The organism is Kosakonia sp. BYX6, assembly GCF_038449125.1.
GTDB lineage: Bacteria > Pseudomonadota > Gammaproteobacteria > Enterobacterales > Enterobacteriaceae > Kosakonia > Kosakonia calanthes.
This window is the reverse complement of the sequence record NZ_CP151800.1, coordinates 2,729,485-2,741,810: the sequence shown is the minus strand read 5'-3', so window position 1 is coordinate 2,741,810 and position 12,326 is coordinate 2,729,485. Positions and strand designations below refer to the sequence as shown.

13 protein-coding genes are annotated in these 12,326 nt (G+C 55.0%); 9 read left to right on the top strand and 4 right to left on the bottom strand.

The features are described from left to right. The first annotated feature begins 175 nt into the window (after positions 1–175). Positions 176–463 carry a YnjH family protein gene (locus AAEY27_RS12855; RefSeq protein WP_342320960.1) on the top strand — a complete coding sequence of 96 codons (288 nt, stop codon included), beginning with the start codon at positions 176–178 and terminating at the stop codon, positions 461–463. Here AAEY27_RS12855 and AAEY27_RS12850 read toward each other — a convergent pair. Continuing rightward, complete coding sequence (locus AAEY27_RS12850; RefSeq protein ID WP_342320958.1) at positions 429–842, bottom strand: pyrimidine (deoxy)nucleoside triphosphate diphosphatase; 414 nt, start codon at positions 840–842, stop codon at positions 429–431. The two genes, AAEY27_RS12855 and AAEY27_RS12850, sit on opposite strands and share 35 nt — an antisense overlap. A gap of 6 nt (positions 843–848) precedes the next feature. After that, positions 849–1,655, bottom strand: coding sequence for an exodeoxyribonuclease III (gene xthA / locus AAEY27_RS12845; RefSeq protein WP_342320957.1), 807 nt, complete (start codon positions 1,653–1,655; stop codon positions 849–851). Between the two features lie 434 nt (positions 1,656–2,089). Between xthA and astC the strand changes: the two genes are divergently transcribed. From astC to ves, 7 genes are all read left to right on the top strand, one after another. Next, the gene (gene astC / locus AAEY27_RS12840; RefSeq protein WP_342320955.1) at positions 2,090–3,310 is read left to right on the top strand and encodes a succinylornithine/acetylornithine transaminase; all 1,221 of its coding nucleotides are present in this window, start codon (positions 2,090–2,092) and stop codon (positions 3,308–3,310) included. Beyond that, positions 3,307–4,356 carry an arginine N-succinyltransferase gene (gene astA / locus AAEY27_RS12835; RefSeq protein ID WP_342320954.1) on the top strand — a complete coding sequence of 350 codons (1,050 nt, stop codon included), beginning with the start codon at positions 3,307–3,309 and terminating at the stop codon, positions 4,354–4,356. The genes astC and astA overlap by 4 nt, the downstream gene beginning before the upstream one ends. Next, positions 4,353–5,831, top strand: coding sequence for a succinylglutamate-semialdehyde dehydrogenase (gene astD / locus AAEY27_RS12830; protein WP_342320953.1), 1,479 nt, complete (start codon positions 4,353–4,355; stop codon positions 5,829–5,831). Before astA ends, astD begins: the two co-directional genes overlap by 4 nt. After that, the gene (gene astB / locus AAEY27_RS12825; RefSeq protein WP_342320952.1) at positions 5,828–7,153 is read left to right on the top strand and encodes an N-succinylarginine dihydrolase; all 1,326 of its coding nucleotides are present in this window, start codon (positions 5,828–5,830) and stop codon (positions 7,151–7,153) included. Before astD ends, astB begins: the two co-directional genes overlap by 4 nt. 12 nt (positions 7,154–7,165) lie before the next feature. Next, the gene (astE, locus tag AAEY27_RS12820; RefSeq protein WP_342320950.1) at positions 7,166–8,131 is read left to right on the top strand and encodes a succinylglutamate desuccinylase; all 966 of its coding nucleotides are present in this window, start codon (positions 7,166–7,168) and stop codon (positions 8,129–8,131) included. 314 nt (positions 8,132–8,445) lie between these two features. Then, positions 8,446–8,925 (top strand): ATP-independent periplasmic protein-refolding chaperone Spy, encoded by a 480-nt coding sequence (gene spy, locus AAEY27_RS12815; RefSeq protein WP_342320948.1) that lies wholly within the window; start codon positions 8,446–8,448, stop codon positions 8,923–8,925. A gap of 311 nt (positions 8,926–9,236) precedes the next feature. After that, positions 9,237–9,794, top strand: coding sequence for an environmental stress-induced protein Ves (gene ves / locus AAEY27_RS12810; RefSeq protein ID WP_342320947.1), 558 nt, complete (start codon positions 9,237–9,239; stop codon positions 9,792–9,794). Here the strand turns inward: ves and cho are convergent. Both cho and nadE read right to left on the bottom strand, forming a co-directional pair. Then, positions 9,791–10,654 (bottom strand): excinuclease Cho, encoded by an 864-nt coding sequence (gene cho / locus AAEY27_RS12805; protein ID WP_342320946.1) that lies wholly within the window; start codon positions 10,652–10,654, stop codon positions 9,791–9,793. The two genes, ves and cho, sit on opposite strands and share 4 nt — an antisense overlap. Before the next feature lie 198 nt (positions 10,655–10,852). Further along, a complete protein-coding gene (gene nadE, locus AAEY27_RS12800; protein ID WP_342320945.1) occupies positions 10,853–11,683 on the bottom strand; it encodes an ammonia-dependent NAD(+) synthetase in 831 nt (276 codons plus the stop codon). A gap of 251 nt (positions 11,684–11,934) precedes the next feature. Here nadE and osmE point away from each other — a divergent pair, with 251 nt between their 5' ends. Then, positions 11,935–12,273: an osmotically-inducible lipoprotein OsmE gene (gene osmE / locus AAEY27_RS12795; RefSeq protein ID WP_342320944.1), complete on the top strand. Its 339-nt coding sequence runs from the start codon at positions 11,935–11,937 to the stop codon at positions 12,271–12,273. The last annotated feature ends 53 nt before the right edge of the window (positions 12,274–12,326 follow it).

Here is a 12,326-nt window from a genome sequence, read left to right as displayed (position 1 = left end):
GGCGCTTCGCGACTATAACATTCGTAATGTGGCTTGCCGCAAGGAGAAATTTCCCTCACCAGGAGAATTAATGATCTGTAATTTGTCATAACGAAAAACGATGACGAGGGAAATTAAAGTCCCGGAAAATAGATCCGTTATAGTAATAAGTGGAGTCAATCAGAAAGGACAGGTTATGACCCGTTTAAAGTGGATAGCAGCCGCGTTTTTGCTGGCAATGTCAGGTAATGCGCTGGCTGAGCGCTACCCGTCGCCGAATGTCGAAGTGAATGTGCCCCCGGAAGTGTTTAGTTCCGGCGGGCAAACGCAAACCACGCAACCCTGCATGCAGTGCTGCGTGTACAACAATCAAAATTACAGTGAAGGCGCAGTGATCAAAACCGAAGGCGTGTTGCTGCAATGCCAACGCGATGAACGGACGATTTCCACTAATCCGCTGGTCTGGCGGCGCGTGAAGCCATAAACGCTTTCAGCAGGGGAATATCCGCTGGCGCCAGCGCGTAACTGAGCGCGTCGGCGGGTGAACACCACACCAGCGCGCTGTGATAATGGCGCGTGGGTTCGCCGTGAAATGTCTGCACATGCCAGGCGTGTAAATGGATGATGCGCCCGGAAACTTCCCGCTGGTGGCTGGCAACATAGCGAGCGGGGACAACCTCAATCCCCAACTCTTCTTGTAGCTCGCGCACCAACGCCTGCGGTTGTGTTTCACCGGCTTCCACCTTGCCACCGGCAAACTCCCACAGGCCAGGCTGGTCGGCATGCGGTGGGCGCTGCGCGAGTAAAATGTTGCCCTCGCGCTCAATAATCGCTGCGACCACATCAATTGTTTTCAGCGTCACGGGACATCAGACCTTAAATTTGGCCCACACCGGCGCGTGATCGGACGGTTTTTCCATGCTGCGAATGTCGTAATCGATGCCGGTTTCGATACAGCGTTCCGCCAGTGGTTGGCTTGCCAGCAGCAGGTCAATACGCAGCCCGCGGTTGTCATCGAAACCTTTTGAGCGGTAATCAAACCAGGAGAAACGATCCTGCGTTTGTGGGTTAGCTTCGCGGAAGGTATCCACCAGACCCCAGCCTTTTAGGCGCTCCATCCATTCACGCTCTTCCGGCAGGAACGAACATTTACCGGTGCGCAGCCAGCGCTTGCGGTTCTCTTCACCGATACCGATATCCAGATCTGTCGGGCTGATATTCATATCGCCCATAATTAAGACCGGGTTCTCTTTTTTCAGCTCGCTATCAAGGAAGTGCTGCAAATCCTGGTAAAACTTCTCTTTGGCCGGGAATTTCAGCGGATGGTCGCGGCTTTCGCCCTGCGGGAAGTAGCCGTTGATCACGGTGATCGTGCCAATGGGCGAGGGGATTTCCGCCATGATAATGCGACGCTGTGCCTCTTCGCCGTCGTCCGGGAAGCCGCGACGCACCAGAATTGGCGTCTCTTTGGTCAGCAGTGCGACGCCGTAATGGCCTTTTTGCCCATGATAAAAGACGTTGTAACCAAGACGCGCCACGTCTTCGAGCGGGAACATATCGTCGTGGACTTTAGTTTCCTGGAGGCCAATCACATCAGGCTGATGTTGCTCCACAAGGGCTTCAAGCTGATGAGGGCGAGCACGCAGGCCATTGATATTAAACGAGACAAATTTCATAGTCGCAGCCACTGAGTAGAGTGAAAGATGCAGGAATGTTAGCAGAATTTACATTCGAGCACTGCCACTTATTCACAGTACTGTTTCTGATGAGCAAAAAACGCGCCACTCGCCTCGTTTTGGTGCGTCATGCGCCAAAATAGGGCGTTCAGGCAAAATTAATTTCGCGGACGATCACAGTTCCAGAATTATATTTTACAGATGCATAAATTTTCTTACTTTCCAGCCCATTCCCGGTCATTGATATAAAATTATTCACTTTTTATGCATTATTTGTGAATAGCGACAGGTTGTAAGTTATTGAAATAACGTTAGCGCAGGCCGTTTATGCATTTTTCTCGCTGGCTGGCACGAACCGTGCAATCTACATTAACAGCGAAAACGTTCACATTATTTAACATTTATTCAACCATTTATTTACCGGTGAGGTCGCTATGTCTTTGTCAATTACGCGTGAAAATTTCGATCAATGGATGTTGCCGGTCTACGCGCCAGCGCCTTTTATTCCGGTACGCGGCGAAGGGTCGCGCCTGTGGGATCAGCAGGGCAATGAGTACATCGACTTTGCGGGTGGGATTGCGGTCAACGCGCTGGGTCATGCAAACCCGGCACTGTGCAAGGCGTTAAGCGAGCAGGCGGCGAAGTTTTGGCATACCGGAAACGGCTACACCAATGAACCGGCACTGAAGCTGGCGAAACGGCTGATTGATGCCACCTTTGCCGATCGCGTGTTCTTTTGTAACTCCGGCGCAGAAGCCAACGAAGCCGCGCTGAAGTTGGCGCGTAAATACGCCCATGACACCTTCGGGCCACAGAAAAGCGGCATTGTGGCGTTCAAAAATGCCTTTCATGGCCGCACACTGTTCACCGTCAGTGCGGGCGGGCAACCTGCCTATTCACAAGATTTCGCGCCATTGCCGCCGCAAATCCAGCACGCAGCCTACAACGATCTCGCTTCCGCCAGTGAACTGATTAATGACGACACTTGCGCGGTGATTGTCGAGCCAATGCAGGGTGAAGGCGGTGTTGTTCCAGCCAGCCCGGCGTTTTTACAGGGGCTGCGCGAATTGTGTACCCGCCACAATGCGGTGCTGATTTTTGATGAAGTGCAAACCGGCGTTGGCCGTACCGGCGAACTTTACGCCTACATGCATTACGGCGTGACGCCGGATGTGTTGTCCACCGCGAAAGCGCTGGGCGGCGGTTTTCCGATTGGCGCGATGCTCACCACTGAACAATTTGGTAACGTGATGAATGTCGGCACGCACGGCACCACCTATGGCGGCAACCCATTGGCGACGGCGGTGGCGGGCGCGGTGCTCGATATCGTCAACACGCCGGAAACCCTCGCAGGCGTAAAACAGCGTCACCAGTGGATCACCGAGCAACTGGCGGCATTGAACGCGCGTCATCCGCTGTTTAGCGAAATTCGCGGCTTAGGGCTGCTGATCGGTTGCCAGTTAACGCCAGAATATGCCGGGAAAGCAAAGCTGATTTCCCAGCTTGCCGCGGCTGAAGGGGTGATGGTGATGATTGCCGGTGGCAACGTTATGCGTTTCGCTCCGGCGCTGAATATCAGCGAAGAGGAGATCCGTACCGGGCTTGCGCGCTTTGCCCGCGCCTGTGAAAAATTCCTTACGGAGAACGCATCATGATGGTTATCCGTCCGGTCGCGGCGAGCGATCTCACGGCCTTGTTGGCCCTTGCCGGGAAAACCGGCGGCGGCCTGACGTCATTGCCTGCGGACGAGGCCACGCTGGCCGCCCGCATTGAGCGCGCGCGTCTCACCTGGTTGGATGAATTGCCAAAAGGCGAGCAGGGTTATGTGTTTGTACTGGAAGAGACGCAAAGCGGCGAAGTGGCGGGGATTTGCGCCATCGAAGTGGCTGTGGGGCTGAACGATCCCTGGTACAACTACCGCGTAGGCACGCAGGTGCATGCGTCGAAAGAACTGAATGTCTACAACGCGTTACCCACGTTATTTCTCAGTAATGATCACACTGGCAGTAGCGAACTGTGTACCTTATTTCTCGATCCGGCCTGGCGCAAAGAGGGTAACGGCTATCTGCTGTCAAAATCGCGCTTTCTGTTTATGGCGGCGTTTCGCGAGCGTTTTAACGAAAAAGTGGTCGCCGAGATGCGCGGCGTGATCGACGAACATGGCTATTCGCCGTTCTGGGAAAGCCTCGGCAAGCGCTTCTTCTCCATGGAGTTTAGCCGTGCGGATTACCTGTGTGGCACCGGGCAAAAAGCTTTTATCGCCGAACTGATGCCCAAACACCCGATCTATACCCATTTTCTGGCCGAGGAAGCCCAGGCGGTGATCGGCCATGTCCACCCGCAAACCGCGCCCGCGCGTGCAGTGCTGGAAAAAGAGGGGTTTCGCTATCGCAACTATGTCGACATTTTCGATGGTGGGCCGACGCTGGAGTGCGATATCGACCGGGTTCGCGCCATCCGCAAAAGCCGCTTAGTCGACATTGGCGAGGGCCAGCGTGCACCGGGCGAGTGGCCGGCGTGTATGGTGTCGAATGAGCAGTATCACGAATTTCGGGCCATGCTTATACACGCCGATCCGCAGACCGAGCGGCTGCTATTAACGGCGGAAGAACTGGATACGCTGAAATGTCAGCCGGGCGATAAAGTGCGACTGGTGCGACTTTGTGCTGAGGAAAAAAGTGCTGAGGAGAAAACAAAATGAGTTTATGGATTAACGGCGATTGGGTGACAGGCCAGGGTGAACGCCGCGTTAAAACCAACCCGGTGACGAACGAAGCGCTGTGGCACGGGTTCGATGCCGACAGCGCGCAAGTCGAGCAGGCCTACCAGGCGGCGCGGGCTGCATTTCCACAATGGGCGCGCCAGCCCTTTATTACGCGCCAGACCATCGTTGAAAAATTTGCCGCCTTGCTGGAGAGCAACAAAGCCGGGCTGACAGAAATTATTGCCCGCGAAACAGGGAAACCGCGTTGGGAAGCGGCGACCGAAATCACCGCGATGATCAACAAAGCTACCATTTCCGTAAAGGCCTACCACGCGCGCACCGGCGAGCAACAAACCGAGATGGCTGACGGTGCGGCAACGCTGCGCCATCGCCCGCATGGTGTGCTGGCAGTCTTTGGACCGTACAACTTCCCCGGTCATTTGCCCAATGGGCACATCATTCCGGCACTGCTGGCGGGCAACACGCTGCTGTTTAAACCCAGCGAGCTGACACCGTGGATCGGCGAAGCGGTGGCGAAGCTGTGGGAACAAGCGGGCTTGCCCGCGGGCGTGCTCAATTTAGTGCAGGGCGGGCGTGAAACCGGTCAGGCGTTGAGCGCGTTGCCGGGGCTGGACGGGCTACTGTTTACTGGCAGCGCCAATACCGGTTATCAACTGCATCGCCAGCTCGCCGGGCAACCGCAAAAGATTCTTGCGCTGGAGATGGGCGGCAATAACCCGCTGATTGTTGAAGATCCTGATGACACCGATGCCGCCGTTCACCTGGCTATTCAGTCGGCGTTTATCACCGCCGGTCAGCGTTGTACCTGCGCCCGCCGCTTGCTGGTCAAACGCTCGGACGCTGGAGATGCATTCCTGGCGCGTCTGGTCGAGGTCACCGCGCGTTTGACGCCGCAGGCGTGGGATGCTGAACCCGCGTCGTTCTTCGGGGGGTTGATCTCCGCCGAGGCGGCGCAACAGGTTTATCACGCCTGGCAGGCACATGAAGCGCGCGGCGGAAAAACCCTGCTGGCGCCGCGTTTGCTGGCAGAGGGGACGTCATTGCTAACGCCGGGCATTATCGACATGACCGACGCGAAAGCGGTGCCGGATGAAGAGGTGTTCGGGCCGCTGCTCTGCGTCTGGCGTTATGACGAGTTTGACGAGGCCATTGCGCTGGCGAACGACACCCGTTACGGGCTGGCGTGTGGCTTGATTTCGCCCGAGCGGCAGAAATTTGACAGACTGCTGCTGGAAGCGCGCGCCGGGATCGTCAACTGGAACAAACCGTTAACGGGTGCCGCCAGTACCGCGCCGTTTGGTGGCATTGGCGCGTCCGGCAACCATCGCCCCAGCGCCTGGTATGCGGCGGATTATTGCGCCTGGCCAATGGCAAGCCTCGAAACTGCTGAACTGACGCTCCCGCAAACCCTCAGTCCGGGGCTGAATTTTTCCCGTGAGGAGCAGCCATGAAAGCCCGCGAAGTCAACTTTGATGGCCTCGTCGGTTTGACGCATCACTACGCCGGGCTGTCGTTTGGCAATGAGGCGTCCACCAAACACCGCTTTCAGCGCTCAAACCCAAAACTGGCGGCGAAACAGGGATTGCTAAAAATGAAGGCGCTGGCGGATGCCGGCTTTCCGCAGGCAGTGATTCCGCCCCATGAACGTCCCAATGTTGCGGCTTTGCGCCAGCTTGGGTTTACCGGCAGCGATGAGCACGTGGTGGAAAAAGCGGCTTCACAGGCTCCGCAACTGCTTTCCGCCGTCAGTTCCGCGTCGGCCATGTGGGTCGCTAATGCCGCCACGGTGTGCCCGTCGGCGGATTCGCAGGATGGCAAAGTCCACCTGACCGTGGCGAACCTCAACAACAAATTCCACCGCGCGATGGAAGCGCCGACCACCGAAGCGTTGCTGCGCGCTATCTTTCGTGATGAAAAGACCTTCGCCGTGCATTCCGCGCTGCCGCAGGTGGCGATGTTTGGCGATGAAGGTGCCGCTAACCATAACCGCTTCGGCGGCGAGTACGGCGAAACAGGCGTGCAACTGTTTGTGTATGGGCGCGAAGATGGCAGCCAGCTTGCCCCCGCGCGTTACCCGGCGCGTCAGACTCTGGAAGCCAGCCAGGCGGTGGCGCGCCTCAATCAGGTTCGCCCGCAGCAGGTGGTTTATGCTCAGCAAAACCCGGACGTTATCGATCTTGGCGTGTTTCATAATGATGTGATTGCCGTGTCCAACCGCCAGGTGTTGTTTTGCCACGAACAGGCGTTTGCCGATCAACCGCGCTTGCTCGGTGAGCTGGCGGCAAAAGTGCCAGGGTTTATGGCTATCGAAGTGCCGCAACAGGCGGTATCGGTGGCCGATGCGGTGGCGACCTACCTGTTTAACAGCCAGTTATTGAGCCACGACGATGGGCGCATGGTGCTGGTGTTGCCGCAGGAGTCGCAGGAGCATGCCGGTGTCTGGCGTTATCTGCATGAACTGCTGGCGCAGGACAACCCGATGAGTGAATTGAAGGTGTTCGACTTGCGCGAAAGTATGGCGAACGGCGGCGGGCCGGCTTGCCTGCGCCTGCGTGTGGTACTGAGTGAAGCCGAGCAGCGAGCCGTCAACCCGGCGGTCATGATGAATGATGCGCTATTTAACACCCTGAATATGTGGGTGGATAAGCACTATCGCGATCGTCTGACGCAGGCGGATTTGGCCGATCCCCAGTTGCTGCGCGAAGGGCGGGAAGCGCTCGACCAATTGACGCAATTATTGAACCTTGGATCTGTTTATCCTTTCCAGCGCTAAACCGGAGGTCGTATGGATAACTTTCTTGCTGCAACGCTTGCGGGCGATATTCCGCGCAAAATGTCCGGCGATGCGGGCGGTATTCATTGGTTGTGGCACGAGCAAGGGATCCTTGAATTGGTGCCGCCTCAACCGACCGGGCGCTCGCTGGTTATCTCTTGTGCTATTCATGGCAACGAAACCGCGCCGGTCGAAATGCTCGATATGCTGCTCCAAAACCTGTTTGCCGGTAGCCAGCCACTGACCTGGCGCCTATTGGTGATTTTCGGTAACCCGCAGGCGTTGGCACAGGGTAAGCGTTATGTGAAAAACGACCTTAATCGTATGTTTGGCGGGCGCTGGCAGCAGCTGCCGCCGAGTGATGAAACGATCCGCGCCGCCCAGCTTGAGCGGGCGATAACCCATTTTTTCGCCGGAGGGGATGACGTTCGCTGGCATCTTGATTTGCATACCGCCATTCGTGGTTCGCACCATATTCGCTTTGGCGTGTTGCCCGCGCGCGAGGAGCCGTGGGATGTGCAGTTCCTGGAGTGGCTTGGTGCCGCCGGGCTTGAGGCGTTGGTTTTTCATCAGGCGCCTGGCGGGACATTTACCCATTACAGTTGCGAACAATTTGGCGCGCTGGCCTGCACGCTGGAGCTGGGTAAAGCGCTGCCGTTTGGCGCGAATGATTTAAGCCAGTTCCAGCGTACGGCCTGGGCGTTGGCGGCGTTACTGGCCGGGGAGCCTGCGCCGGATACGGAAAACGCGCCGGTGCATTACCGGGTGGTGCAGCAACTGACGCGCCATAGCGAGGAGTTCAAGCTTTATATGTCTGCCGATACGCTCAATTTCACCGCATTCAGCGCCGGAACGTTGCTGGCTGAAGATCGTGGCGAGCGCTATGTCGTTCAACATCCACAAGAATATGTATTATTTCCCAACCCGCAGGTCGCTATTGGATTACGTGCGGGTTTAATGCTGGAAAAAATAAATTAACCATCGGCCCTGTTATTTACAGGGCTTATTTATCTTAACGCTAAGAATAAATTACAGAATTATCTTACTTTACGGGTTTATTAATAATCGGCTTTATTTTATGATTCTTCACAATTCCTTATTAATCAATGCATTGAATATTTAATTTTCGACTCTCCACGGTTTATCCTTATTTCCTTCATATTTGACGTAAAAAGGCTATTTACACTTTCATTGTTTTACCGTCGCTCTGATTAATTGACGATAAAGACAGTAAAGTGATTAGCGTCAACACGGCAACCGCCGTAAGTAAAACCGAAGTAAGGAATAAAATTATGCGTAAACTGACTGCTCTGTTTGTTGCCTCTACCCTGGCTTTCGGCGCTGCAAATCTTGCCCACGCCGCCGACACGACCGCCGCACCTGCTGATAGCAAACCAATGATGCATCATAAAGGTAAAGGGCCACACGACATGATGTTCAAAGGTCTGAACCTGACCGATGCGCAGAAACAGCAAATCCGCGACATTATGAAAAGCCAGCGTGAAGAGATGAAACGCCCGCCAGTTGAAGAGATGCGCGCGATGCATGACATCGTGACCAGCGACAGCTTCGATAAAGCCAAAGCTGAAGCGCAAATCACCAAGATGGAAGAGCAGCATAAAGCCGGTATGCTGAAACACATGGAAACGCAGAACAAAATTTATAACATTCTGACGCCTGAGCAGAAAAAGCAATTCAACGCCAATTTTGAGAAGCGTCTGACAGAACGTCCGGCAGCAGAAGGTAAAATGCCTCCTGCACCTGCTGAGTAATTCAGCATCCCCCATCAAGACCGCCGGTTTTGCCCATCGCATGTTGTACGTGATGGGCAGAACCGGCGGTTTTTTCTTGCTTACCCCCTTGCCAGCCGCTACCGGCGCGGTATTCTCGTTCAGCCTGTTCTTCACAGGTATGTTACTTATCTGAAATTTATACTTTTTTACATGTCAGGTTACGCCGTGATCTAAGGCAAATCCGCCCAACTGCCGATAATACCGACACAGCGAATAAGACGATGACAAGCAGGTACGCTGCCCGCAGAAGCAGCGGCTCAGGCGACACGCTACGCCATTCAGGAGTGATGATGAAATTCTTTGATATTCGTAAGATGCCGGTAAACCTCTGGCGCAATGGTGCGGGCGAAACCCGCGAGATTTGTTGTTTTCCACCAGCCACCCGAGATTTCAACTGGCGTGCGAGTATTGCTTCTTTGGCAAGTAACGGTGAATTTCCCCAATTTCCTGGCGTCGATCGCGTGATAACGCTGATTGAGGGCGGGGAAGTGACGCTGGATGGCGGCAAGGCGTTTTGCCATACCCTGAAACGCCATCAGCCATTTACCTTTGCCGGTGAACAACCGGTGAAAGCGGAGCTTTCCGCCGGGCAGATGTCGATGGATTTCAACATCATGACGCGCCGCGACCGTTGCCGGGCCAAAGTGCGCATTGCCGATCGTACTTTCACCACGTTTGGCGCCCGCGGCGGCGTGGTTTTTGTGCTGAGCGGCGCGTGGCAACTTGGTGACAAATTGCTGACGGCGGATCAGGGCGCGTGCTGGCAAGAGGGGAGACATACCCTGCGGTTGCTCCGATCCGAAGGGCGGTTGTTATTCAGCGAGATTTCCTGGCTGGCCGGGCACTAATTGAGCTCGATGATTTCGTGGTTCCCCGACAGCAATGGCTTGCAGAGAATTTTGTAGCCGTCGTGATCGAAACCGGCGGGTGTGCGCAGCAGTGCCGCTGCGTCGTCCGGTGTTTCAACCGAACCCAGCCACAACCAATTATGGATGATATGGTATTGCGTCAGCGTACCGGTGCTCTCTTTCAGGCCAATCGGGCCAAGCCATGGCCAACACACCAGTTGCATCCGCGCCATTGCTGAAAGAAAACGGCTGTGATGCGCCTCCAGCGGCTCTTTGCCGCAACACGCTCCGGCACAGCGATGTAGCGCCGAGCGAAAACAGGCGCGGCCCCGGCTTAGAGGTTCCAGCCCCAGCAGACCGTAGCAGAGCTTTTCTTCGTCGGCGAGGGTCTGCAGCGCTTGCAGTGCGGCGCGCCGGTTGGCGAACAGCCCATACAGATCCGGCGAAGAAGAGAAATCCACTTCCCGCGCATAGACCACTTGCGGCTTATTCCCGTCAAAACGCAATGAACAGAGCTGGCGATTGCGGCGCAAACGCTTGTTGAACAAAGGCTGTTGCTCTTTGATAAGCCTTGCTTCCAGTAGCAGCGCGCCTAACTCGCCCGCAGTGCAGATCCAGGTGATCCGCCGCGACTGACGCAGCATTGCCGCTTCGTCCGGGGTACGTAAATGGGACATCACGCGGCTGCGGATATTGACGCTTTTGCCGATATAAAGCGGCATCGCTTCGCTGTCACCATGGAAAATATAGACGCCGGGCTGTTTGGGCATTGCCTCAAGCCACGGGCGTAGGTGTTCGGGGTATTCATAGATTGCCGCCGCTTCAAATTCGAGACGCGGGGCGGATTGACGCCTGACCACAACGGACTCCTGATACTGGTTACCCGTACAGTGTAGCAGGGCGTATCAGGTTAAAAAAGCGGCATTCATTGATTTAGTGAATGAATTACGTAATGACACTGATTGTCTGATGGCGCTGCGCTTACCGGGCCTACAGATTCAGACCGCGAAACCTGTAGGCCGGATAAGGCGCCAGCCGCCATCCGGCGAAATACGGCGTTACTGCTGTTTCCAGAAATCGTCGAAAACGGTGATCGGCGGGCGACGTTTGTGCTCGGTTTTCAGATACCAGCCCTCAATGATCTGGGCGGTAGCCGCATCCAGCGTTTTGCCTTCCAGATAATCATCGATATTTTCATAAGTCACACCCAGCGCGGCTTCATCCGGCAAAGAAGGGCGATCGTCTTCCAGATCCGCCGTCGGCGCTTTTTTGTAGAGATGCTCTGGGCAACCCAAATAAGCCAGCAACTGTTTGCCCTGACGCTTGTTAAGGCGGAATAACGGATTGATATCCGTACCGCCATCGCCATATTTGGTGAAGAAGCCGGTCACCGCTTCGGCTGCGTGATCGGTGCCGACCACCACGCCTTTGCTCATTCCGGCGATGCTGTACTGGGCTTTCATACGTTCGCGCGCTTTCTCGTTGCCGCGCACAAAATCGCTCAGCTCAATACCCGCATCGCGCAGCGCCTGCTCGCTCGCCAGCACCGAAGCTTTGATGTTTACGGTCAGCACGCGATCCGGCTTGATAAAGTTAATAGCGTCCTGGCAATCTTGCTCATCGGCTTGCGCGCCGTAAGGCAGACGGACGGCGATAAACTGATAAGCCGTGTCGCCGCTCTCTTCGCGCAGCTCGCTGATGGCCGTCTGGCAAATTTTGCCCGCCAGTGTGGAATCTTGACCGCCGCTAATGCCAAGGATCAGGGATTTTAAAAAGGGATAGGTTTTCAGATAGGTTTTCAGAAAATCCACGCTACGGCGAACTTCTTCCTCGGCATTGATCGTAGGCTTGACGCCCAGTGCCTCAATAATCTCTTGTTGCAGAGCCATTTACCCCTCCGTTGAGAATCCTGCGTTACAGGTTGCAAATAGATAATGGATAAAACTAACCCCTTGGCGGTAAAACGACAAGGATCACAGACTTGAGTGTCGCAATTTGCGGCGTTTTAGCAGCTTATCGCACTTTTATTAGATTTCTCCGAAAGTTATGCCATCTCGGGTCGATAGTTGAAAAAAGTAATTTTATATTCCAGGCTTAGATAACACGCTGATACAGAAGCGGATACTAAAGAGGATGGAATATGAATAAGAACATCGCAGGAATTCTGGGCGCCGCGGCGGTACTGACAATGCTGGCAGGTTGTACTGCTTATGATCGCGCCAAAGATCAGGTTAGCCAACCCGTCGTGAAAGATGTGAAAAAAGGCATGAGTCGCCAGCAGGTGATGCAGATTGCGGGTCGTCCTTCTTCTGAAGTGACCATGATCCACGCGCGTGGTACCTGCCAGACTTATATCCTGGGCCAGCGTGACGGTAAAACCGAAACGTATTTTGTGGCACTGGATGACACCGGTCACGTAATGAACTCGGGCTACCAGAGCTGTGCCGAATACGACACGGATCCGCAAACTAAGCAGTAATTTTTTTCTTAAGCCTGAGCAAATAAAAACCGGCCAACTGGCCGGTTTTTTTA

Bases quoted from the DNA above. Each gene is read 5' to 3' on its own strand.
- xthA (WP_342320957.1), bottom strand. From the start codon at position 1,655: ATGAAATTTGTCTCGTTTAATATCAATGGCCTGCGTGCTCGCCCTCAT.
- spy (WP_342320948.1), top strand. From the start codon at position 8,446: ATGCGTAAACTGACTGCTCTGTTTGTTGCCTCTACCCTGGCTTTCGGC.
- AAEY27_RS12855 (WP_342320960.1), top strand. From the start codon at position 176: ATGACCCGTTTAAAGTGGATAGCAGCCGCGTTTTTGCTGGCAATGTCA.
- osmE (WP_342320944.1), top strand. From the start codon at position 11,935: ATGAATAAGAACATCGCAGGAATTCTGGGCGCCGCGGCGGTACTGACA.
- astB (WP_342320952.1), top strand. From the start codon at position 5,828: ATGAAAGCCCGCGAAGTCAACTTTGATGGCCTCGTCGGTTTGACGCAT.
- nadE (WP_342320945.1), bottom strand. From the start codon at position 11,683: ATGGCTCTGCAACAAGAGATTATTGAGGCACTGGGCGTCAAGCCTACG.
- ves (WP_342320947.1), top strand. From the start codon at position 9,237: ATGAAATTCTTTGATATTCGTAAGATGCCGGTAAACCTCTGGCGCAAT.
- astE (WP_342320950.1), top strand. From the start codon at position 7,166: ATGGATAACTTTCTTGCTGCAACGCTTGCGGGCGATATTCCGCGCAAA.
- astD (WP_342320953.1), top strand. From the start codon at position 4,353: ATGAGTTTATGGATTAACGGCGATTGGGTGACAGGCCAGGGTGAACGC.
- astC (WP_342320955.1), top strand. From the start codon at position 2,090: ATGTCTTTGTCAATTACGCGTGAAAATTTCGATCAATGGATGTTGCCG.
- astA (WP_342320954.1), top strand. From the start codon at position 3,307: ATGATGGTTATCCGTCCGGTCGCGGCGAGCGATCTCACGGCCTTGTTG.